The 23,422-nt window shown below is 64.1% G+C and carries 17 protein-coding genes; 7 read left to right on the forward strand and 10 right to left on the reverse strand.

The genetic code is table 11. From position 1 onward, the window contains the following. Positions 1-555: 555 nt before the first annotated feature. From C1A35_RS28670 to C1A35_RS28690, 5 genes are all read left to right on the forward strand, one after another. Positions 556-1,854 carry an Hsp70 family protein gene (locus C1A35_RS28670; RefSeq protein ID WP_104667646.1) on the forward strand — a complete coding sequence of 433 codons (1,299 nt, stop codon included), beginning with the start codon at positions 556-558 and terminating at the stop codon, positions 1,852-1,854. An 89-nt stretch (positions 1,855-1,943) separates the two neighbouring features. Beyond that, entirely contained in the window at positions 1,944-2,822 is an 879-nt protein-coding gene (locus C1A35_RS28675) for a uracil-DNA glycosylase (protein ID WP_104667769.1), read from the forward strand. Positions 2,823-2,998: 176 nt separating this feature from the next. Then, positions 2,999-3,175 carry a hypothetical protein gene (locus C1A35_RS28680; protein ID WP_089043882.1) on the forward strand — a complete coding sequence of 59 codons (177 nt, stop codon included), beginning with the start codon at positions 2,999-3,001 and terminating at the stop codon, positions 3,173-3,175. Between the two features lie 65 nt (positions 3,176-3,240). Continuing rightward, positions 3,241-3,396, forward strand: coding sequence for a hypothetical protein (locus C1A35_RS28685; protein WP_104667647.1), 156 nt, complete (start codon positions 3,241-3,243; stop codon positions 3,394-3,396). Positions 3,397-3,595: 199 nt separating this feature from the next. Further along, on the forward strand, positions 3,596-4,888 hold the full coding sequence (locus tag C1A35_RS28690) for an MFS transporter (protein ID WP_104667648.1): 1,293 nt from the start codon (positions 3,596-3,598) through the stop codon (positions 4,886-4,888). Positions 4,889-4,899: 11 nt separating this feature from the next. On the opposite strand, the gene C1A35_RS28695 is transcribed toward C1A35_RS28690, so the two are convergent. After that, entirely contained in the window at positions 4,900-5,838 is a 939-nt protein-coding gene (locus tag C1A35_RS28695) for a DMT family transporter (RefSeq protein ID WP_104667649.1), read from the reverse strand. A 429-nt stretch (positions 5,839-6,267) separates the two neighbouring features. On the opposite strand from C1A35_RS28695, the gene pepN reads away from it, so the two are divergent. Then, positions 6,268-8,916: an aminopeptidase N gene (gene pepN / locus C1A35_RS28700; protein WP_104667650.1), complete on the forward strand. Its 2,649-nt coding sequence runs from the start codon at positions 6,268-6,270 to the stop codon at positions 8,914-8,916. Between the two features lie 182 nt (positions 8,917-9,098). After that, complete coding sequence (locus C1A35_RS28705) at positions 9,099-11,426, forward strand: PAS domain-containing sensor histidine kinase (protein ID WP_199773058.1); 2,328 nt, start codon at positions 9,099-9,101, stop codon at positions 11,424-11,426. Positions 11,427-11,485: 59 nt separating this feature from the next. Here C1A35_RS28705 and C1A35_RS28710 read toward each other — a convergent pair whose 3' ends face one another. The 9 genes from C1A35_RS28710 to C1A35_RS28750 all read right to left on the reverse strand — a co-directional run bounded on the left by C1A35_RS28710 (position 11,486) and on the right by C1A35_RS28750 (position 23,329). Then, a complete protein-coding gene (locus C1A35_RS28710; RefSeq protein ID WP_104667652.1) occupies positions 11,486-14,440 on the reverse strand; it encodes a bifunctional [glutamine synthetase] adenylyltransferase/[glutamine synthetase]-adenylyl-L-tyrosine phosphorylase in 2,955 nt (984 codons plus the stop codon). Positions 14,441-14,521: 81 nt separating this feature from the next. Continuing rightward, positions 14,522-15,928, reverse strand: coding sequence for a sensor histidine kinase (locus tag C1A35_RS28715; RefSeq protein WP_104667653.1), 1,407 nt, complete (start codon positions 15,926-15,928; stop codon positions 14,522-14,524). Next, positions 15,925-16,623 (reverse strand): response regulator transcription factor, encoded by a 699-nt coding sequence (locus tag C1A35_RS28720; RefSeq protein ID WP_104667654.1) that lies wholly within the window; start codon positions 16,621-16,623, stop codon positions 15,925-15,927. The genes C1A35_RS28715 and C1A35_RS28720 overlap by 4 nt, the downstream gene beginning before the upstream one ends. 230 nt (positions 16,624-16,853) lie before the next feature. After that, the gene (locus C1A35_RS28725; RefSeq protein ID WP_104667655.1) at positions 16,854-18,413 is read right to left on the reverse strand and encodes a Do family serine endopeptidase; all 1,560 of its coding nucleotides are present in this window, start codon (positions 18,411-18,413) and stop codon (positions 16,854-16,856) included. A gap of 325 nt (positions 18,414-18,738) precedes the next feature. Continuing rightward, a complete protein-coding gene (locus C1A35_RS28730; RefSeq protein ID WP_104667656.1) occupies positions 18,739-19,194 on the reverse strand; it encodes a cytochrome c-type biogenesis protein in 456 nt (151 codons plus the stop codon). After that, positions 19,191-21,179, reverse strand: coding sequence for a heme lyase CcmF/NrfE family subunit (locus tag C1A35_RS28735; RefSeq protein WP_104667657.1), 1,989 nt, complete (start codon positions 21,177-21,179; stop codon positions 19,191-19,193). Before C1A35_RS28735 ends, C1A35_RS28730 begins: the two co-directional genes overlap by 4 nt. Beyond that, positions 21,176-21,628 (reverse strand): cytochrome c maturation protein CcmE, encoded by a 453-nt coding sequence (gene ccmE / locus C1A35_RS28740; protein ID WP_104667658.1) that lies wholly within the window; start codon positions 21,626-21,628, stop codon positions 21,176-21,178. Before ccmE ends, C1A35_RS28735 begins: the two co-directional genes overlap by 4 nt. After that, positions 21,625-22,767 (reverse strand): c-type cytochrome biogenesis protein CcmI, encoded by a 1,143-nt coding sequence (ccmI, locus tag C1A35_RS28745; protein WP_104667659.1) that lies wholly within the window; start codon positions 22,765-22,767, stop codon positions 21,625-21,627. Before ccmI ends, ccmE begins: the two co-directional genes overlap by 4 nt. Positions 22,768-22,888: 121 nt before the next feature. Then, entirely contained in the window at positions 22,889-23,329 is a 441-nt protein-coding gene (locus C1A35_RS28750) for a hypothetical protein (protein WP_104667660.1), read from the reverse strand. Between the last annotated feature and the right edge of the window lie 93 nt (positions 23,330-23,422).

Genomic DNA, 23,422 nt, shown 5'->3' on the forward strand with positions numbered 1-23,422 from the left:
TTCAGCCGGATCGCCGCCGCAAGACCGGCCGGCCCCGCGCCGACGATCACAACGTCGAACTCCATGCTCTCGCGTTCGGGCAGGTCTTGTTCGGTCATACCGTCTCTCCAGTCTCACCGGTCTTCTGCCGGCTCAGTTCCCAGGACATATCATCCCGTCATGGCAAATGCAGTTTGGCTTGTCGAGCCGGGATGCGACAGACGATGCCCGCTTTTGCGCATGAGGTCATGACTTTAGAGCAAATGTCTATATGACGTGTACGTAAACGTAAATACATCAATTTGTCGCGTGACGACGCTATTGAGCGTGCGGCCTTGCTTTTGCCGAAGAGCCGTGCGACGAGGCCGCCGCCCTACCGGCGGCACGCGCCGGCACACCCCATTCGCAATCGGCACTCGGCAAGGCACCTTTCGGCGCCGGGACGGCGTGCCTTTTGTCGTCGCGGTACCGGCTGCCTTCGCACTGGACGGCGGCCCTACAGAATTCAAGTTGCGTTGCGCGCCACCGGCCTCACACCGGGCGGCGAAGCGACGCCAGACGCAAGGAGAGACACCCATGGCCAAGGCACTGGGCTTTGATTTCGGCACGACCAATTCCGTCCTGGCGGTCGCGTCCGGCGACACCACCCATTCGATGCGGTTCGACAGCCTGGCCGGTTCGACCGACGCCATGCGCACCGCCCTCTCCTTCATGAAGGACGCCCATCTCGGCGCCCAGGCACTGAAGGTGGAGGCGGGCCAGGCGGCAATCCGCGCCTTCATCGACAATCCGGGCGACTGTCGTTTCCTCCAGTCGATCAAGACCTTTGCCGCAAGCCCCCTCTTCCAGGGTACGCAGGTCTTTGCCAAGCGCCACAGCTTCGAAGACCTGATGCGGGTGTTTCTCACCAAGCTGCGCGACTATGCCGGCGACGGCTGGACGGAGCAGTACAGCCGCATCGTCGTCGGCCGGCCGGTGCACTTTGCCGGTTCCAGCCCCGATCCGGCGCTGGCGCTCGAACGCTATGGCGCCGCCCTTGCCGAATTCGGCTTTCCGGAAGTGCACTATGTCTACGAGCCGGTGGCCGCGGCCTTCTACTTCGCCCAGAACCTGAAACAGGACGCGACGGTACTCGTCGCCGATTTCGGCGGCGGCACCACCGACTATTCGCTGATCCGCTTCGAGACCAAGGCGGGGCGGCTCACCGCAACCCCGATCGGCCATTCGGGCGTGGGCATCGCCGGCGACCATTTCGACTTCCGCATCATCGACAACGTCGTCTCGCCGCTGATCGGAAAGGGGAGTCTGTTCAAGAGCTTCGACAAGCTGCTTGAAGTGCCGTCGAACTACTACGCGAATTTCGGCCGCTGGAATCAGCTTTCGATCTTCAAGACACTGAAAGATTTCACCGATCTGAAGAAGCTCGTGCGCCAGAGCCTGGAGCCGGAAAAGCTCGAGGCCTTCGTTGACCTGATCGAGCATGACGAGGGCTATCCGCTCTACAACGCGATCTCAGCCACGAAGATGCAACTGTCGAAGGAGGACGAGACCGAGTTCTATTTCGCCCCGCTCGGCGAGATGTCGCGCCGCACCGTTCGCCGCAGCGATTTCGAAGGCTGGATCGCACCGGAGATCGCGCGCATCGAAGGCGCGCTCGACGACGTGCTGCAATCAACCGCAACGGCGCCCGAAACGATCGACAAGGTGTTCTTGACCGGCGGCACGTCCTTCGTTCCGGCCGTGCGCGGCATTTTCGAACGCCGATTCGATGCCGACCGCATCGAAAGCGGCGGCGAACTGCTGTCGATCGCCCATGGCCTGGCGCTGATCGGCGAGCACGAGGACATCGCCCACTGGACGGCGAATGCAGCCTGAGCCTCACGGTCGTCCATGACCTTGGATAGGAATGTCGCGGACCGGAAAAGCGGTTCCGGTCCGGCGGCATATGGGCTAGGTTGGCGGCCATGATTTCCGCCCACGACCTTTCTCCGGCGCAGCTTGCCGCCCTCCTCGCCTTCCACGGCGATGCGGGCGTCGAATGGCTGCTGGAGGAAGAGCCGGTCGACCGTTTCGCCGAGTTCGAGGCGATGAAGGCGGCGCGCGGAAATGCGCGCACAGCCGCAGCCGACAGCCGCACAGAAGTCCCCGCGCAGCCCTCGCCGCGCCAGGCATCGGCTGCCGCCCCGCGCGAAAGCCGCGCTTCGGCTCCCCCCGCCAATGCGCCTGCAGTCGCCATCCCCGATGCGCAGGCGATCGAAGAGGCACGCTTTGCGGCCGAATCGGCGCGGTCGCTCGCCGAGCTACGAGCTGCGATGGAAGGCTTTGCCGGCTGCAATCTCAGGAACAGCGCCCGCAATCTGGTCTTTGCCGAGGGTGATCCGGCAAGCGGCATCATGATCGTCGGCCCGATGCCCTATGCCGACGACGATCGCGACGGCCAGCCTTTTGCCGGCCGGCTCGGCGACATGCTCACCCGAATGATCGCCGGAATCGGCCTGACCCGCGAAAATGTGCTGCTGAGCAACGTCGTGCCCTGGCGTCCGCCGGGCAACCGCGTGCCGACGGCGCGCGAAGCCGATATCTGCCGGCCGTTCATCGAACGCCAGATCGCGCTTGCCGAACCCAAGCATTTGTTGCTGCTCGGCAATTTCACCGCGCGCTTCTTCTTCGGCGGCAACGATACGATCCACCAGCTTCGCGGCGAATGGCGAGAGCTTCCGGTCGGAGGCATCACGGTGGCGACTTTAGCGACTCTGCACCCGCAGGACCTGGTGACGGCGCCGATCAACAAGCGCTTTGCCTGGCAGGATCTGCTTGCCTTCAAGGCCCGGATCAACGGCTGATCCGCGAATCGAGCCTGGCCTGGGCAGTTCTCCTATCCGCCTGCCCGTTTCATGAACGAAGAATGAAGAAAGCCATGCGGTTTGCGCATATCAGCGGCGCATTTTGACGCATTGCAAAACGCCATGTTGCAGCGCAATATACTGGCACGGGAGGAATGGAATTAAGGAATTGAACCATGACTGCCCGCTTTCGTCCGATCCACAGCAGCTTTGAGACGCTCCGCCATACCGGCGCTGCTTACCGGACGCCGTTCAACCGCTTCGGCACGGCAGCCAACGAGCAGATGACCGCGATCGGCCTCGCCCGGACCACCCGTCCGGCGCAGATTTTCGCCGACTTCATCCAGCGCTGATCCCCACGCGATACGCGGCTTTGCGTGTCGCGTGCATAACCGACAACGAAGAAAGGAACGAAACCATGACCAAGCCGATTGCAAGCCTCAAGGTCCTGCTCGATTCGATCTCCGACATCGGCACGGCCGTGCGCGCCTCACGCGAGTATACCGTTCTCAGCACCAAGAAGGATGCACGCCGCGCCCATCGCGTGGCCGTAAGCCCGCTGCTGCCGAACTGACCGCTGCCCACGGGCAAGCGCACCGCCTTTTTGCCATCGCCTGTCGCAATCGACAGGGCGTCAAAAACTGGATAGAGCCACACTCGTCCCGACCAAGGAGTGTCAGGCTCATCCGGCCCCCTGCCAGACCGTTCCTCGCTCCACCTGTGTTTGCTGGTCATCTGATAGATGACAAAGCGCCACGTTTCCAGGAGCGCCAATGCTGGCCAGCCTCGCTTCCGTCTTCAGCCTGATGGTCTCGACCCTGCTCATGATGGTCGCCTTCGGCCTTCAGAGCTACGTGATCCCGGTGCGTTCCGTCGCCGAGAACTGGTCGACGCTGACGGTCTCGGTCATCGCCACCGGCTACACGGTCGGCTTCACGCTCTCCTGCGTCGTCACCCCGAAATTCGTGCTTCGGGTCGGCCATGTGCGCGTCTTCACCGCCCTGATCACGCTGCTGTCGATCGCGATCCTGCTCTGCGGCCTCATCGTCGACTGGCGCGCCTGGATCGCGTTTCGCGCCATCGCCGGCTTTGCCATCTCCGGCAGCTATCTCGTGATCGAGAGCTGGCTCAACGAGCGCGTCACCAACGAAAACCGCGGCTTGTTGTTTTCGCTCTACCTGATCACGACGATGGTCGGCACTATCGGCGGACAATACATGGTGCCGCTCGGCGACCCGACCAATACCTCGCTGTTCATGCTCTGCAGCGTGTTGTTCTCGCTGGCGCTGCTGCCGACGGCGCTTTCGTCCTCGCCGATGCCCGCCCCGCCAGCGCAGGCGAAGTTCGACATCCCGGCGCTGTTCCGCCGCTCTCCGGTCGCCGTCGTCGGGGGGTTTCTTGCCGGCGCGCTCTCGGGCGCATGGCTGAACCTCGGCGGCGTCTTCACGCAGAAGATCGGCCTTTCGACCGCTGAGGGCGCCACCCTGCTCGCCTCGCTCCTGACCGGCAGCGCCATCTCGCAGATCCCGATCGGCCGCCTCTCCGACAAGATCGACCGGCGCATCGTCATGGTCGGCTGCGGCGTCGTCGGCGTCGTCTCATGCCTGGTGATGTCGGCATCGATCGGCAGCCAGCCGGCGGTGCTCTACGTCATCGCCGCCTTCGTCGGGTCTGTGCTGTTTCCCATTTACGCGCTGAACGTCGCACATGCGAACGACCTCGCCAAACCGAACGAATATGTCGAGACATCCTCCGGCCTGATGATCACCTACGGGCTTGGCACGATTTCCGGTCCGCTGATGGTCGGCCCGGTCATGGACCGCTTCGGCCCCTCGGCGCTGTTCCTCGTTCTCGCCGTCTATTTCGCTCTCTATGGCGGCTACGCCGCATGGCGCATTCTCCAGCGCGAGCAGCACAAGGGTCTGGTCACGAAGACCGACTTCCAGGCAACGAGCGTGATGCCGACGCCGGGACCCGATGTGACGAGCCCCGTCGCCCAGCAGATGGCGCAGGAACCGCTGATCGACGACGACACGGTGCCGGCCTGGGAGAAGGCCAAGCCGTAAGCTGAGCGGTCTCAGCCCTGCGGCGTCACGTGTTTGCGGGCACCCTTGCGTTCAAGCCCGAGACGATGCTCCCGGAAGATGATGAAGATACCGGCGCCGACGACGATGGCGGTGCCGATCAGCATGGTCGCCGTCGGGATATCGTCGAACAGGAAGTAGCCGATGACGAGGCCGAGTACGATCGAGGTGTATTCGAACGGCGCGATCGTCGACATGTCGGCATGGCGATAGCTCTCGGTGAGCAGGATCTGCGCGACGCCGCCACAGAAGCCGGCAACCATCAGCAGCAGAAAGGCCTCGCGCGAGATCGACGGCCAGCCGAAAGGCAGCGTCGCCAGCGAAAAGACCGAGGCCGACAGCGAGAAATAGAGCACGATCGTATGGGTGCGCTCGTTCTTGACGAGTTTTCGCACCAGCACCATGGCCACCGCGCCAAGCGCCGCCGAAATCAGCACCGCCGCCGCGCCCAGCGCCTCCAGCGAGCCGAAGCCGCCTTCACGGAAGAGCGTCAACCGCGGCCAGGTAATGATCATCACGCCGACCAGTCCGATGACCACCGCCGACCAGCGATAGAGCCGCACCGTCTCGCCGAGGAAAAGCGCTGCGAAGGCGACGGCGATCAACGGCATGGCATAGCCGATGGCTATGGCTTCCGGCAGCGGCAGATGAACGAGACCGTAGAAACCGAAGCTCATCGCCAGAATGCCGACGAAGCCGCGGGCGATGTGGCCGGTGAAGTCCTTTGTCTTGAAGGCATCGCGCAACTGTCCGCGGAAGCCGAGATAGCCGAGGATCGGCACCATGGCGAAGGCCGAGCGGTAGAAGGTGATCTGGCCGGTGGCGATCTCGCTTCCGGCCGCCTTGATCAGCGTCGACATACAAACGAAAATGACGACGGAAAGGACCTTGAACAGGATCCCCTTCATCGGGCTTTCGACTTCCGCATCCATTGAGGGCACTTTTCGAACAGCCTCCGCCGGCGATCCGCAGACACAAGGGCTGGTTTGGAGATTTTTTAGCGGAGAGAACCGCAGCAGGACCCGGACACCTTAGCGGCGCTCGGCGGGAAAGTCGGATCAAACTTCGTGATGAATGACGTTTTTTCTTGATCGATCGGCCGCCGACAGTAAGGCGGCGGGCTTTTCTTTAGTTACCCCGAAAAAAACCTTTCCAATTCATGTCTTGTTAGTCCCACTTCGATACACATCGGTCCGATAGGGGAGCGGGAAGAATAACGGACGCCATGTCTTTTCTGCCGGAAGTGCGGTCGCCGGCATCACAATCGTGTGGCACAATCCAGCTTTTCGCCCCTTGGCCTTTTCACCATCACAGGCGCCCTCTACAAATTCTCCAGTAGAACGGTGCAAGCGGGACTGACCATGCGGACAAATACTGGCCAGATCATTCATCTGGAAGACTACCGGCCGACCGACTTCGTTCTGGAGAGAGTGGATCTGACCTTCGAGCTCGACCCGAAGGAGACCAAGGTCGAAGCCCGGCTGATCTTCCACCGCCGCGAAGGCGTCGATGGCGCAGCGCCCCTCGTGCTCGACGGCGACGAGTTGACGATGACCGGGCTGCTGCTCGACCAGGAAGAGCTTGCGACGTCGCTCTACGATGTCGCCGACGATACGCTGACGATCCGTGGCCTGCCCGAAACCGCTCCGTTCGAAATCACCGTCACCACGCTGCTCTCTCCCGAGACCAATACGCAGCTGATGGGGCTCTACCGCACCAACGACGTCTATTGCACGCAGTGCGAGGCCGAGGGCTTCCGTCGCATCACCTATTTCCCCGATCGTCCTGATGTCCTTGCCGTCTACACGGTCAACATCATCGCCGACAAGAAGTCCGCTCCGCTGCTCCTGTCGAACGGTAACTATCTCGGCGGCGCCGACATGGGCGACGGGCGTCACTTCGCCGCCTGGTTCGATCCGCATCCGAAGCCGAGCTATCTCTTTGCGCTGGTCGCCGGCGATCTCGGCGTCGTCGAAGACAGGTTCACGACCATGTCCGGCCGCGACGTTGCGCTGAAGATCTACGTCGAACATGGCAAGGAGGAACGCGCCTCCTATGCCATGGATGCGCTCAAGCGCTCGATGAAGTGGGACGAAGAGGCTTTCGGTCGCGAATACGACCTCGACATCTTCATGATCGTCGCCGTCTCCGACTTCAACATGGGGGCCATGGAGAACAAGGGTCTCAACATCTTCAACGACAAATACGTGCTCGCCGATCCGGAAACGGCGACCGATACCGACTATGCCAACATCGAGGCGATCATCGCGCACGAATACTTCCACAACTGGACCGGCAACCGCATCACCTGCCGCGACTGGTTCCAGCTCTGCCTGAAGGAAGGTCTGACCGTCTATCGCGACCACGAGTTCTCCGCCGACATGCGCTCGCGCCCGGTCAAGAGAATTGCCGAGGTGCGGCACCTGAAGTCGGAGCAGTTTCCCGAGGACGCGGGCCCCCTCGCCCATCCGGTGCGGCCGACGAAGTATCGCGAAATCAACAACTTCTACACGACGACCGTCTACGAGAAGGGCTCGGAAGTCACCCGGATGATCGCCACCATCCTCGGCCGCGATCTGTTCAAGAAGGGCATGGATCTCTACTTCGACCGGCACGACGGCCAGGCGGTGACGATCGAGGATTTCGTCGCCTGTTTCGAGGCGGCGAGCGGCCGCGACCTGCGCCAGTTCGCGCTCTGGTATCACCAGGCGGGCACCCCGCTGGTGACCGCCTCCGGCGCCTATGACGCGGCCAAGCAGACCTTCACGCTGTCGCTCGAGCAGACCGTGCCGCCGACGCCCGGACAGGGCGCCAAGGAGGCGATGCACATTCCGCTGAAGATGGGCCTGTTGCTCGAAGGCGGCAGCGAAGCCAACCTTAGCGTCGTTTCCGGCGCCGACATGACCGACGACGTCCTGCATTTCACCGAACGCAAGCAGACGATCGTCTTCTCAGGCATCTCCGCGCGCCCGGTTCCGTCGTTCAACCGCAGCTTCTCCGCGCCGATCAACCTGCACATCGAGCAGAGTGCCGACGATCTCGCGCTGATCGCGCATCACGAAAGCGACCTCTTTGCCCGCTGGCAGGCGCTCAACGCCATCGCACTTGGCAATCTCGTCGAGGCGACCGCCAATGTCCGGGCCGGCAAGCCGGTCACCTCAGACAAGGCGCTCATCGACGGCCTGATCCGCGCCGCCGCCGACAACAGCCTGGAGCCGGCCTTCCGCTCGCAGGCGCTGGCGCTGCCAAGCGAATCCGATATCGCCCGCGAGATCGGCACCAACAATGATCCGGACGCGATCCACGCCGCGCGCCAGCAGATCCTGACAGCGGTTGCCGCGGCCGGACGCGACACCTTCCTCAAGCTCTCCGACGAACTGGTCTCCAGCGGCGATTTCAACCCGGATGCGGCAAGTGCCGGACGCAGGGCTCTGCGCAACAGCGCGCTCACCTATCTCGTGCAGGGCGACGACGGGCCAGAGCGTGCCGCCAAGGCTTTCGCCGCCGCCAACAACATGACCGATCTCAGCCATGCGCTGGCGCTGCTGGCGCATCGCTTCCCGGAATCGGCCGAGACGGCGGACGCACTTTCGACGTTCCGCAAGCGCTTCGCCGACAACGCGCTCGTTATCGACAAGTGGTTCGCCGTCCAGGCGACGATCCCTGGCGCGGGGACGCTCGATCGGGTCAAGGCGCTGATGGCCGAGCCGCTGTTCAACGGCAACAATCCGAACCGCGTTCGCTCTCTGGTGGGCACCTATGCCTTTGCCAACCCGACCGGCTTCAACCGTGCCGACGGCGAAGGCTACCGTTTCCTCGCGCGCCAGATCCTCGATATCGACCCGCGCAATCCGCAGCTTGCGGCCCGCATCCTGACCTCCATGCGCTCCTGGCGTTCGCTGGAGGACAAGCGCGCCGGGCATGCCCGCAAGGCGCTGAAAGAGATCGCCGGCGCGTCGAAACTTTCGGCCGATGTCGGCGACATCGTCGAGCGTATGCTGAAGGCCTGAGCATCGCCAAAGCCTGATTTTGCTTAGGGCCGGGCCGCTAACGCGACCCGGCCTATTATTTTCCAACGATAAGAAATGGTTAACAAATCTTTACCAGTGCCTCTGGACAAGGCGAATCGCCCTGTGATTCATTGAGTCAGATTCGGGCGAGCGGCGCGCCGAATCATCAGAGGGTTAGACAATTGGGAAAGATGGCGGACGCGCGACCAGCGAGCGCAGCCGACGGGCGGTTGCGACTCAAGCTACCAGGCATTTCCGGCCTCGAGCAGGAGTTTATCTCGCAGGCGAAGATCTTCGCCGGGCCGGCTTCGCGTCGCCTGGCAAACGCGGAGCCCGTTCTCAAGCGCTCCATCCCGATCCTGATCATCGCGTTCCTGATCATCGTGGCGGTTTCACGCATGTCCAGCATCATGGACGAGCACGCCCGCATGGAGGAAAGCTCGCGCCAGACGGTCGGCCTTGCGGCCGCGATCGCCGTCGCCGCCTTGCAGACGGACGGCGCCGCGCTGTTCGACGAGGGCCGCCGCGCCGAGGCGGAGCAACGTTTCAACCAGTTTCTGCCGACCGGCATGCTCGACCCCGGCACATTCATTCTCGCGGTGCGCAAGGACGGGCGGATCTTCGCAAGCACGCAAGGCGGTGGGGCGCTCATCGGCCGCACGCTCGCCGCGGCCGCGCCTGACATCGCGACGCTGCAATATTTCGGCGAGCATTCGAGCATCATGAAGACGACGATCGGCGGCACCGACCACATCGTGGCGCTGGCGCAGCTGCCCGAGGCGGCCGGCGTCGTGCTGGCTGCAACGCCCGTTACCCAGCTCGAGACGACCTGGCGGGACGAGGTTTCGCTCAACGTCACGCTGTTTGCCGGCATCTCGGCGATCCTGCTGATGGTGCTCTACGCCTATTACATCCAGGCCAAGCGTGCCCGCGACGCCGATTCGGTCTTTGCCGAATCCAACCTGCGGGTGGAGACGGCGCTGTCGCGCGGCCGCTGCGGCCTCTGGGACTTCGACCTCGCCAACCGCCGGCTGTTCTGGTCGCGCTCGATGTACGAGATGCTCGGCATGCCCGGCGAAAGCAGCGTGCTTTCCTTCGGCGACGCCGCGCGGCTGATGCACCCCGACGACCACGGCATCTACAGCGTGGCCCGCACGATCGCGCGCGGCGACGCGCGCCAGATCGACCAGGTGTTTCGCATGCGCCATGCCGACGGCCACTATGTATGGCTGCGCGCCCGCGCCGAAATCATCCGCACCGCGTCGGGCCGGGCACACCTGATCGGCATTGCCATGGACGTGACCGAGCAGCACCGTCTCGCCCAGCGCTACGCCGAGGCGGACCAGCGGCTCGCCGACGCGATCGAATGTACCTCGGAAGCCTTCGTACTCTGGGACAAGCACGACCGCCTGGTCATGTGCAACACCCACTTCCAGGAGGCCTACAAGCTTCCCGATCACGTGCTTGTTCCGGGCACCGAGCGTATCGCCGTGCACGGCGCTGCCGCGCGACCTGTCGTCGAGCGGCGGATCGCCGACCCTGACCACAGCAACCAGTCGCAGACGAGCGAGGTCCAGCTCGCCGACGAACGCTGGCTGCAGATCAACGAACGGCGCACGCGCGACGGTGGCCTAGTCTCCGTCGGCACCGACATCACGCTTCTAAAGCGGCACCAGGTGCGCTTGCGCGAATCCGAGCGGCGACTGATGGCGACCATCGGTGACCTCTCGGCATCGCGCATGACGCTGGAGCGGCAGAAGACCGAGCTTTCGGTCGCCAACTCCAACTACCAGGCGGAGAAGGACCGCGCCGAGGCCGCGAACCGCGCCAAGTCGGAGTTCCTCGCCAACATGTCGCATGAGCTGCGAACCCCGCTGAACGCCATTCTCGGCTTCTCGGAAATCCTGCAGAACCAGATGTTCGGACCGCTCGGCTCGGAAAAGTACAATGAGTATTCCCGTGACATCCACGAGAGCGGCAAGCACCTCTTGAACGTCATCAACGACATCCTCGACATGTCGAAGATCGAAGCCGGGCACATGCGCATCAGCCGCGAGACGATCGACCTCGCGCCATTGATCGAAGAGACGCTGCGCTTCACCACCATACCGGCCGAGCAGAAGAACATTCACGTCGTGCAGCAGATCTCGTCGGGCCTCACCATGGTCGCCGATCGCCGCGCCATGAAGCAGGTGCTGCTCAATCTGCTTTCCAACGCCGTCAAGTTCACCAATGAAGGCGGGCGGATCTCGCTGCGGGCGCGCAAGGTGACGGGCGCAGTAACGCTGACGATCGCCGATTCCGGCATCGGCATTCCGCGCGACGCATTGCAGAAGATCGGCCAGCCCTTCGAACAGGTGCAGAGCCAGTATGCCAAGAGCAAGGGCGGATCCGGCCTTGGTCTTGCAATCTCACGCTCGCTCACCCGCCTGCACGGCGGCAGCATGAAAATCCACTCGACCGAAAACGTCGGCACGATCATATCGGTCAGGATTCCGGACCGCGTCTAAAGCGGATTGCGGAAGAGCGCGAATTTCCGCGCGCCTCCCGCTCAAGCCGTTGCCTGCGTTCACCCTGAAACAACCGATTGGAAGACACGGCGCACGGCCTTGGAGAGCCGGCGCACGTCACCTTCCAACGTTTTCAGGTCGGGATAGTCCCCCGCCCGGCAGACGAGGTCGATCAGGCCCGCCGGCGCCTCCTTCGGCTCGAACTCGCCCTCGATGCAAAGCCGGACGATCTGGGAAAGCTCGGTGAAGAGATGCAGCGCTTCCAGCGCGACATCGAGATCGTTGGGGTTCATCAGCGCGTCGCCGAGCAGCTTCAGGGCATCGGCGGTATTGGTGCCTGACGTCAGCGGCTGGACGCCCTTCGCCGGCGCAACGAGCGCCAGATATTGCGTAATGAATTCGATGTCGACGAGACCGCCCGGGATCAGCTTGAAGTCCCAGATGTCGCTCGGCGGCTTTTCGCTGTCGATCATCTCGCGCATGGAAATCACGTCGGCGCTGATCTTGGCGACATCGCGCTTGCGGCCAAGGATCTCGGCGAAGATCCCGTTGGCCTCGGCAATCAGCCGGTCATCGCCGCAGATGCAGCGCGCCCGCGTCAGAGCCAGATGCTCCCAGGTCCAGGCCTCTTCGCGCTGGTACTTGGCAAAGGCGTTGATCCGGGTCGCGACCGGTCCCTTGTTGCCCGAGGGACGCAAGCGCATGTCGACCTCATAGAGGATGCCTTCGGCGGTCGGCGCCGAAAGGGCCGCGATCAAGCGCTGCGTCACCCGCGTGAAATAGCGGGTCGGATCGAGCGGCCTAGCACCGTCGGATTCGGTTGCCGCTTCGTCGTAGTCATAGAGCAGGATGAGGTCGACGTCGGAGCCGGCCGTCAGTTCGTGGCTGCCGAGCTTGCCCATGCCGACGACGGCAATGCGGCCGCCGGGGAAATCGCCATGCGCGGAGCGAACTTCGTCCTCGACCGCCTTTACCGCCGCGGCGATGATCAGGTCTGCGAGATCGGTGAAGGCGCGGCCGGCCTGAGCGCCGGAGATGGCGCCGGTCAAAAGCCGGATGCCGATCAGGAAGCGCTGTTCGGCGGCGATGATGCGTAGCCGATCGAGCACTTCCTCATAGTGCCGTGCGCCGCCGACAAAATTGGCGATGCGCGGCGCAAGATAGTCCCGCGTCGGCAGCTCGGCGAGCAGGCCGGGATCGAGCATCCCGTCGAAGACATGCGGGCGCGCCGCGATGATTTCGGCAAGCCTCGGGGCTGACGACATGACGTTGACGATCAGCGACAGCAGCCCCGGATTGTTGCCGAGCAGCGAGAAGAGCTGAATGCCCGCCGGCAGGCCGGAGATGAAATTGTCGAAGCGCAGCAGCGCTTCGTCGGCGCGACGGCTTTCGCCGAAGACCCGCAGCAGTTCCGGCGTCAGCTCCGTCAGTCGCTCGCGCGCTTCGACCGATTGCGTTGCGCGGTAGCGGCCGTAGTGCCAGGTGCGGATGGTGTGGGAGATGTCCGACGGTCGCTGGAAGCCGAGTTTCTTCAGCGTCTCCAGCGTGTCGGGGTCGTCGCGCTGGCCGGTGAAGACGAGGTTGCCGGTCTCGGTCGAGAGCTTGGCTTCCTGTTCGAACAGCTGGGCGTAGCGTCGCTCGACCGTCTTCAGCACGCGCGACAGGGCCTTGGAAAAGGCGGCCGTGTCCTCGAAGCCGAGCATATAGGCGATACGCTTCAGCTCCGCTTCGGTCTCGGGCAGCACATGGGTCTGCTCGTCGCGCACCATCTGGATCCGGTGTTCGACGTCGCGCAGAAACCAATAGGCCTCCACGAGTTCGTCGGCCGTTTCTTCGTCGATCCAGCCGGCCTTGACGAGCGCGCGCAGCATCGGCTCGGTCGCGCGCTGGCGGAGTTCCGGCATGCGGCCGCCGGCGATCAGTTGCTGCGTCTGGACGAAGAACTCGATCTCGCGGATGCCGCCGCGGCCGAGCTTGATATTGTGGCCCTTGACGGCGATCTCGCCATGCCCCTTGTGGGCGTGGATCTGGCGCTTGATCGAATGAATGTCGGCAATTGCCGCATAGTCCAGATACTTGCGGAAGACGAAGGGAACCAATTCTCTGAGGAAGCGCTCGCCGGCCTCGATATCACCGGCAACGGGCCGCGCCTTGATGAAGGCGGCGCGCTCCCAGTTCTGTCCTCTGCCCTCGTAGTACAGCATCGCCGCTTCCACCGGGATCGCCAGTGGCGTCGAGCCCGGATCCGGACGAAGGCGCAGGTCGGTGCGGAAGACATAGCCGTCGCCGCTGCGCTCCTGCAGGATGCGGATCAGGCGCCGCAGCAGCCGGCCGAAGGTTTCCGAGGCATCGTCGCGGTCGACGATGATGCCCGATTGCGGATCGTAGAAGACGACGAGGTCGATGTCGGAGGAGTAGTTGAGCTCGAAGGCACCGAGCTTGCCCATGCCGAGCACGACGACGCCGGAACCGGCGCTGGGGCTTGCGACATCCTTGACGATCAGCTTGCCGCCTTCGTGGGCGCTCAGCAGCAGGTGGTCGATCGTCGCGGAAACGGCAGCACCTGCGAATTCGCTGAGCCAGCGGGTGGTTTCGCGCCCGTCGAAATGGCGGGAGAGATCGGCAAGAGCGACGGCGAAGGCGAGCTCGCGCTTGGCCCTTCGCAGCCGCGCCATGATCTCGGTATCCGGCAGCGCCGCGCCACCTTCGTTCGGCTTCCAGGCGTCGCGGGCGCGGCGCACGCGCTCGGCCAGGAAGGTCGCAAGATCGGTCGACAGAAGCTCTTCGAGAATGGCCGGGCGGCTGTCGCCGGTGTCGCGCAGGAAGGGGGAAAGGGCGAAGGCCGAGACGACGAAGGTTTTGAATGGCGTTTCGGAAGCGAGCAGGCTTGCGACTTTTTCATGCCCCTTGGCCATGTCCTTCAGTACCGAGAGCGCGGCCTTGGCATCGGCCTGGCTTGCCGGGCGGATCGGCGCCGTCTCGATCGCCCAGCACTTCTGCACCTGTTCCTGCATGCCGTCTCCCTTCAGCCGGAGCGAGCGCCGCAGAACGACCGCACGCCCCTTTCTCCACCTCGTTCTCCCAAAACCGGTCTATCAGGTTGCGGCCATCGGGAAAACCATCTGGACCGTCAGCCCCTTGCCGCCGTCTTCCACTGAAGGAACGGTGTCGGCAAGTCGCAGCGCGCCGTGATGCATTTCCATCACCGCCTCGACCAGCGACAGGCCAAGGCCGGTGCCAGGCTTGGACCGGCTCTCATCCAGGCGGACGAAGCGTTTCACCACCTCGTCGTGCATCGCCTCAGGTATGCCGGGGCCGTGATCGGCGACGGACAACAGCACCTGCCCGTCCTGTTTTTCGAGAGACACCCGGATCTGCGGATTGTCCGCGCCTTCGGCATATTTGATGGCGTTGTCGATGAGGTTGCCGAGGGCCTGGCCGATCAGTTCCCGGTTGCCGGAAATCACCAGATGCTGGGCAACGTCGGCCTCGAGCTTCAATCCGACATCGTCCGCCACGGGCTCGTAGAGTTCGACGCAATCGGCAACGATCTGCGAAAGGTCGATCTCGCTCATCTCGGCGGCGGACGAGCCGGCCTCGACACGCGAGATCATCAACAGTGCATTGAAGGTGCGGATCAACTGGTCGGATTCGCCGATGATCTCCTCAAGGGCGCCGCGCTGGCTCGTCCCCTTGCGGGCGAGTGCGGCTTCGGCCTTGTTGCGCAGCCGCGTCAGCGGCGTCTTCAGGTCGTGGGCGATGTTGTCGGAGACCTGCCGCAACCCTTCGTTCAGCTTCTCGATGCGGCTGAGCATCGCGTTCAGCGATTCCGACAGCCGGTCGAACTCGTCGCCGGAACCGCTCGTCGGCAGGCGCTGCGAGAGATCGCCGGCCATGATCTTGGTGCTCGCCTCCGACATGCGGTCGATGCGCTTCAGGGCGTTGCGGCCGATCCCGAACCAGATGACGAGCGCCCCAAGTCCCATGACGCCGAGCGCCACCATCAGCGCCTGGCGCACCAGGGCGCGAAACTTCTGCGGCTCCTGCAGGTCGCGGCCAACGAGAATGCGCAGACCGTTATCGAGCACCAGCACATGGGCGAGCGCCACATGGCTGTCCTTCTTCGTCTCGTCCGTGTAGCGCTGATAGGCGAATGGCCGCTCGGTCCAGCCTTCGCTGTCGAGCAGGCCCGGCTCCAGGCTCGCGACGTTGCCGGCGAGGATCTCGCCACTCGGCCCCGCGATAACATAGAGATTGGCGCCCGGCTGGCGTGCCCGTCGCTCGAGCGAGCGCAACAGGCCGTTCATACCGGCGCGGCTATAGACCTGCTCGATCTGCGCCACCTCGGCGGTGACGGCGTCACGGGTCTGCTGCTGCAGCAGCCGCTCCGACATACCTGTGACGTAGAAGACGAGAAAGGCAGCGCAGAGCGAAAAGAGGATGAGGTAGAGGGCGGAAAGCCGGACCGCGGTCGTTCTGAAGAGAACGCGAAGCTTGCTCATGCGGGCGCCCGGTCATCCTTGATCATGTAGCCGGCACCGCGCACGGTGCGCAGCAGCGGCACGTCGAAATCCTTCTCGATCTTCGAGCGCAGTCGCGAAACATGCACGTCGATGACGTTGGTCTGCGGGTCGAAGTGGTAGTCCCAGACGTTTTCCAGCAGCATCGTGCGGGTGACGACCTGGCCGGCATTCTTCATGAGATATTCGAGCAGGCGGAATTCGCGCGGCTGCAGCGGGATTTCCTTGCCCTGGCGGCGCACGGAATGCGACAGGCGGTCGAGTTCCAGATCGCCGACACGGTAGACCATGTCCTGCTCGGGCGTGCCCTTGCGGCGGCCGAGCACCTCGACACGGGCGAGCAATTCGTTGAAGGCATAGGGCTTCGGCAGATAGTCGTCGCCACCGGCGCGCAGGCCCGTCACCCTGTCGTCGACCTGGCCGAGCGCCGACAGGATCAGCACCGGCGTGTGGATCTCCTTGCGCCTGAGTTCGGTGATGACGGAAAGACCGTCGCGACGCGGCAGCATGCGGTCCACCACGAGAACGTCGTAATTGTTCTCGCTGGCCATGAACAGGCCGCTCTCGCCGTCGCTGGCGTGATCGGACACGATGCCCGCCTCACGGAAGGCTTTGGCCAGATAGGCCGCTGCCTCCAGATCGTCTTCAATGATGAGAATCTTCATATGCGCGACCATAGTCCCGGACCCCTGTCTGTCTCAACCGGTTTCGACTTTTCGACAACCGGGTTGGCGAGTGCCCTCGTCGCGGTGGCGTCGGTCGGATCGACCCAAACGCATCGCGATCGATACCCGGCAGGTGGGAGCGGAAAGCGGGCACGAAACCACGCACTCTCCCCTTCAAATGCTGAGCGCCGCGAAATCACTCAGAAATCGCGGCGCTCCGGTCAATCAGTTGACTGCCGCGATCAGCCCTTGTCGATCGGAAGGGCCACGAAGCGGCTGCCGTTATCGGCCTCGATCTGGAAGAGCGCCTTGCTACGGCCGTCCTTCTTGGCAGTGTTGATGACCTTGAGAATGTCGTCGGCGGACTTCACTTCCTGGTTGTTCACCGAGACGATCTTCTCACCCTGCTTCAGGCCGCGGTCGCCGGCATCGGAGTCCTCATCGACAGAGGCGATGGTGACGCCCTTGCCGTCATCGGACGGGACGACCGTGACGCCAAGGTCGGCCAGCGCCTGCTCGCTCGACGGCTGAGCCTCATCCGTCTGGCTGTCGTTGCTCTTGGCGGCCTCCTTGTCGTCCTTCGGCAGCGTGCCGATTTCGAGCTTGACGGTCTCGGCCTTGCCGTTGCGCCACAGCGCCAGATCGACCGTGGTGCCCGGGCGGATCGCCGCAACCTTGCGGGCAAGGTCACGCGGATCCTTGACCGTGTCGCCGTTGAGCGCGGTCACCACGTCGCCCTTCTTGATGCCGGCCTTTTCGCCGGGCGAACCGGCCTGCGGCTCGACAACCAGCGCACCGCTCGCTTCAGCCAGGCCGAGCGACTCGGCGATGTCCTTGGTCACCGGCTGGATCTGCACGCCGAGCCAGCCACGGGAGACCGAACCGTCCTTGATCAGGTCGGCCACGACGTCCTTGGCAGTCGCTGCAGGAATGGCGAAGGCGATGCCGACATTGCCGCCCGACGGCGAGAAGATCGCGGTGTTGATGCCGACCACTTCACCGGAGAGGTTGAAGGTGGGGCCACCCGAGTTGCCGCGGTTCACCGCCGCGTCGACCTGCAGGTAATCGTCATAGGGGCCGGAGCCGATGTCACGGCCGCGGGCGGAGATGATGCCCGAGGTCACGGTGCCGCCGAGACCGAAGGGGTTACCGACGGCAACCACCCAGTCACCGACCCGGACCTTGCTGTCATCCGCCCAGCCGACATAGGTGAACTTGCGCTTGTCATCGACCTTGAGCACGGCAAGATCGGTGCGGCTGTCCTTGCCGACCAGCTTGGCGTCGAGTTCGGTACCGTCGTTGAGGATCACCGTGAAGGCGGAGCCGTCGGAAACGACGTGGTTGTTGGTGACGAGGTAGCCGTCCTCGGAAATGAAGAAGCCGGACCCCTGGGAGGTCGGACGCAGGCGACCTTCACCATGCGGACCGCGGCGACCCGGCGCGCCGCGCTCGGCGCGATCGCCTTCCCGCGGGCCGAATTCCTTGAAGAAGCGCTTCAGCGGATGGTCGTCGGGCAGATCATCGAAACCACGACCGTTGAAATCGAAGGTGAAGCCGTTGCCATCTTCGGACACCGGATTGACGCGCGACTGGACGCGCACCGAAACGACCGCGGGCGAAACCGCGTCGACGACATTGGCGAAGCTCGGCACCGACGGCGCTTCCACCTTCACCGGCTCGGCGAGGGACTGCGAGATGCTTGCCGGCAGACCCGAGGTCAGCATGACGGCGGCAAGACCGGCGACGGTCGAGGTCTTCAGAACGGTATTGAGGGAGGGACGCAGGGATTTGGTCGTAAACATCCGTTTTGCCTTTTCTCTTCCTTGATGCCGTCGAAGACGGCACAGAAACCTTGTTGCGAAGCCCGCCTCAGGGAAGGTTGGCTCCGTTTTGGCTGACTGGAGGTACAGCCGATGACGAAAGATGTAACGGATGGGACCTTACTGAGTTCTGTCCGGAAAATGAATTTTTGGTAATGTTGTGAAGAGGTGGCCGGGGCTTGGCCAAAGGCGTGCCGGGGGCCGCGCGTCGGCGCGAACGGCATAGCCTATCGCCGGCAACGATTTCCAGCGATATCAAGATGTTGTTGGGACCGGTCGAACGAACGGGCGTTCGGCAAACGCTCCGCTAAGGCTGAAGCAGCTTCTTCAGCTTTTCCTTCTCGTCCTCGGAGAGCGGCGTCCCCTTTGCTTGGGCTGCGCGGCGGCGAGAGGCGACGATGAGGGTGATCGCCCCGACGAGCAGCAGGGTCGCTGGCATGCCCCACAGGATCAGGGTCTTCGTCTCGAAGCGCGGCTTCAGCAGCACAAATTCGCCATAACGGGACACGACGTAATCGATGACGGCTTCGTCGCTGTCGCCGTTCGCCAGCCGCTCGCGCACGAGCACGCGCAGGTCCTTGGCAAGCTCGGCGTTGGAATCGTCGATCGACTGGTTCTGGCAGACCATGCAGCGCAGCTCCGCCGACAGTGCCCGCGCCCGCGCTTCGAGCGCCGGATCCGAGAGTACCTCGTCCGGATTGACGGCAAGGGCCGCGCCGACAGGCGCAAGCAACAGCAGGAGGACCAGGAGGAGACGGTTCATTCCGCGGCCCCCACCGGCACCGTCTTCGGCCGCTTGGCCTTGGCGGGTGCGCCGACCCGCAGGCGACGGTCGCTCAAGGAGACGAAACCGCCCGCCATCATGAACAGGGTGCCGCCCCAGATGCAGAGGATCATCGGCTTCCACCAGATGCGCACGACGATGCCGCCTTCGCTGATCTGATCGCCGAGCGAGACATAGAGCTGGCTCAAGCCGAAGGTGCGGATGCCGGCTTCGGTCGTCGGCATGCGGCGCGCCTGATAAAGGCGCTTGGACGACCAGACCTCGGTGAGGGCAACGCCGCCTCGGCTGATGGTGAAGTGGCCCGATTCCTCGGAGTAGTTCGGGCCGCTGCCATTGCGCATGCCGTCGAAGCGCAAGGTGTAGCCACCGGCCTCGACCGTCATGCCGGGCTTCATCTCGACCACGGTTTCGGTCTCGAAGGCCGTCACGGCGACGATGCCGATCAGGGTGATGCCGAGGCCGATATGCGCAAGTGCCGTCCCGAAGGCCGAACGCGGCAGGCCGGAAAAACGCCGCCAGGCGACGTTGCCGGCGACCTTGCCGAGGCCGGAGCGGAGCGCCAGGTCCGTCAGCGAGCCGGCGATCAGGTAGACACCAAGCGCAATGCCGAAGAGCGCCAGAACCGGCCCGCCGTTCATGAAGTAATAATAGGCGACACCGAAGACGAGACCGATGGCAACGGATGCAAAGAGCCGCTGCGAAACGCCGGCGAGGTCACCGCGCTTCCAGGCAAGCAGCGGGCCGAAGGGCACAGCAAAGAGCAGAGGCAGCATCAACAGGCCGAAGGTCATGTTGAAGAAGGGCGGACCGACGGAAATCTTGTCGCCGGTCAGCGCTTCGAGCACCAACGGATAGAGCGTGCCGGTCAGCACCGTCGCGGTCGCCGTCGTCAGGATGAGGTTGTTGAAGACCAGAGCACCCTCGCGCGAGATCGGCGCAAAGATGCCGCCGGCTTTCAGGTACGATACGCGCAGGGCAAAGAGCGTGAAGGCGCCGCCGATGAAGAAGACGAGAATGGCGAGGATGAAGATGCCGCGGGTCGGGTCGGTGGCGAAGGCGTGAACCGAGGTCAGGACGCCCGAACGCACGAGGAAGGTGCCAAGCAGCGACAGCGAGAACGTCATGATCGCCAGCAGCACGGTCCAGATCTTCAGCGCCTCGCGCTTTTCCATGACCAGCGCCGAGTGCAAAAGTGCAGTCCCCGCAAGCCAGGGCATGAAGGAGGCGTTTTCGACCGGATCCCAGAACCACCAGCCGCCCCAGCCGAGCTCGTAATAGGCCCAGTAGGAGCCCATCGAGATGCCGGCTGTGAGGAAGGTCCAGGCCGCGAGCGTCCAGGGGCGAACCCAGCGCGCCCAGGCGGCATCGATGCGGCCCTCGATCAACGAGGCGATCGCAAAGGAGAAGCAGACGGAGAAGCCGACATAGCCGAGATAGAGCAGCGGCGGGTGGATCGCGAGGCCGACATCCTGCAGGATCGGGTTCAGGTCCTTGCCCTCACCCGGCGCCGGGACAAGGCGCGCGAAGGGATTGGAGGTCAGGAGGATGAACAGGGCGAAGGCCACCGCGATCCAGGCCTGGACGGCCAGCACGTTCGCCTTCAGCGTTTCGGGCAGGTTGCGTCCGAAGGACGCGACGAGTGCCGAGAAGAACGTCAGGATCAAGAGCCAGAGCAGCATCGAGCCTTCATGGTTCCCCCAGACGCCGGAGATCTTGTAGATCATCGGTTTCAGCGAATGGGAGTTTTCCCAGACGTTGCGCACCGAGAAATCCGAGGTGACATAGGCGAAGGTCAGCACCGCGAAGGCGAATGCGACCAGCAGAAAGCAGGCAACGGCTGCGCTCGAGGCCAGCTCCATCAGGCCGCGATCGTTGAGCCGCGCGCCGAGGATCGGCAGGGCGGCCTGAATGACCGCCGTCGCCAGCGCCAGAACCAGGGCGTAGTGTCCGAGCTCGATGATCACTTGATGGTTTCCTTCCCGCTGAGCTCGACGCCCTGGGCCTTCAAACGGTCGGCGACATCCTTGGGCATGTAGGTCTCGTCATGCTTGGCGAGGACCGAATCCGCGACAAAAACCGAACTGCCGGCAACAAAGGTTCCCTCCGTCACCACGCCCTGCCCTTCGCGAAACAGGTCGGGCAGGATGCCCGTATAGGTCACCGGCACGCCGCTCAGGGTATCGGTGACGGTGAAGGTCACCGTCTTGCCGTCGCCGCGCTTGACGGAGCCGGCTTCGACGACACCGCCGAGGCGGATGCGGGTTCCCGGCGGAACGTCTGCCTTTTCGAGGTCGCTCGGCACGTAGAAATAGGCGATCGCCTGGCTGAAGGCGAACATCACGAGAAAGGCCGCAAGCACCAGGAAGCCGACACCGCCGCCGATGATCGCCAGTCTTTTTTGTTTGCGCGTCATTGCGTTGCTCCGTCGGTGGCGATCCCGAGTTCACGCGCGAGCGCCAGCAGCTGCTTGCCGCCGTCGCCATCGGCCGGGAAGGTCTTCAGGCCTTCCCTTAGCGCGGCCAGCGCCTTGTCTCGTTGATCAAGGACAACATGGGAGCGGATCAGCCGCGCCCAGCCTTCGAGATTATCCGGATTTTCCTTCAGCCGACTTTCGAGGCTGTCGACCATGCCCCGGATCATCTCCTGGCGATCACCGGCGGTCATGCTTTGGGCGGCGACGACATCATCGGCGCTCGGATTGCCGGGAGCTGCGGCGCTCGCGGCGCCGGGGCCCGCCAGTTCGGCCACATGCTGCCTTACGAGCGGCAGCCAGGGGGCATCCGCGGGCGACGTCGCGACCAACCGGTTGAAGGCGGTCAGCGCTTCCTCCTTCTTGCCTTCCTGCTTGAGGCCGAGGGCCAGGTAGAACTCCGAGCGCGGATCATTGGGGTCGAGGGAGAGCGCCTGCTTGAGCGCATCCTGCGCCTTGCTGGTCACCAGGCCACCGGACTGCACGACCAGCGCCTCGGCGTAGCCGCCAAGGCGGGCCGGCGTCGGCCCAAGCAGGCGGATCGCCCGGTCATAGGCATCGACCGCGTCCTCGACGCGGCCGTTGCGCATGTAGATCGGAGCCAGCAGATCCCAGCCCGCGCCGTCGTTCGGGTTTACTGCCAGGTGGTTCTCGGCCTTGGCGATCAGGATGTTGATGTCGCCGTTGGGATCGGCAAGCCGTGCGGCAAGCGGCTGCGCCGGCAAGCCCGGGCTGCCGGTCAGCAAGTAAAGACAGAGCCCGACGGCGGGAAGACAGAGCAGCACGAAGGCCTGGGCGAGACGGCCGGCGCCGCGGCGCGGCGCGGCGGATGTGGCTGCCTCACCGTCGCTCTCGCCGGCAGCCAGCAGTCGGCGCGCCACTTCGGCGCGCGCAAGCTCGGCGTCGTCGCCACCGATCAGGCCGCTGTCCTGGTCGCGCTTGAGCTCTTCGAGCTGGTCGCGATAGACCTCGATATCATGGCTGTGGGGAGACGACGGGGCTTCCCCTGCCCGCAGCAGCGGGAGGATGAGCACGGCAGCGACAGCCGCCGTCAGGGTGGCGACAAGGATCCAGAACAACATGGAAGCTCAATACTATGGGCCCCATGCCATTCCAACTCGAAAACCCCTCATGACGGAGATTTGAGGCGTTTCGCCGCAACGGCGGATCGGGCCGTTCGAGCGTCCGCCCTGGGGCCAGGCCTCAGGTCAGCGGGGTCCAGCTGCCGTCCGGGTTGCGACAGGCAGCGCCCCGCGCCGTCTTCGGCTGGCCCTTGACGGTGACCGTGTGGCTGTACTGGCGGCAATTCTGCGACCCGACCTGATAGGGGGCCGCGGCAACGACCGAGCCGTTGACGCCGCGCCCGTCCCAGGTCACCGGCTGGCCGCCGGGTGCGGCTTCAAGCGCACGGTACTCCGCTTCGAGCGCCCGCTGGCGGTCGGACGTCCCGATGTCCAGATCGGTAAGGCGGGCGATCACGCCCCCCTGGAGCGCCGCGATGTAATTGGTCGAGGAGGCACCACGCGTCGCCGTCGAGCCGAGGCTGGCGGCCGCGCCCTTGCTGCCCGTCGTGCCGCATCCGGCAAGCGCTACGGCCGAAGCGATCACAACGATCCTGCCGCTGACGACAATAGCCCGTGTCATTTCTGCCTGGTTCCTCATGATCCGCGACACTCAATCATCCTATCCGAAGCCGCATTCTTCAGCTCGTTCCATTCGAGCTCGATGACGACTAGT

It is taken from the genome of Ensifer adhaerens (genome assembly GCF_002940685.1).
Classification (GTDB): domain Bacteria; phylum Pseudomonadota; class Alphaproteobacteria; order Rhizobiales; family Rhizobiaceae; genus Ensifer; species Ensifer adhaerens_E.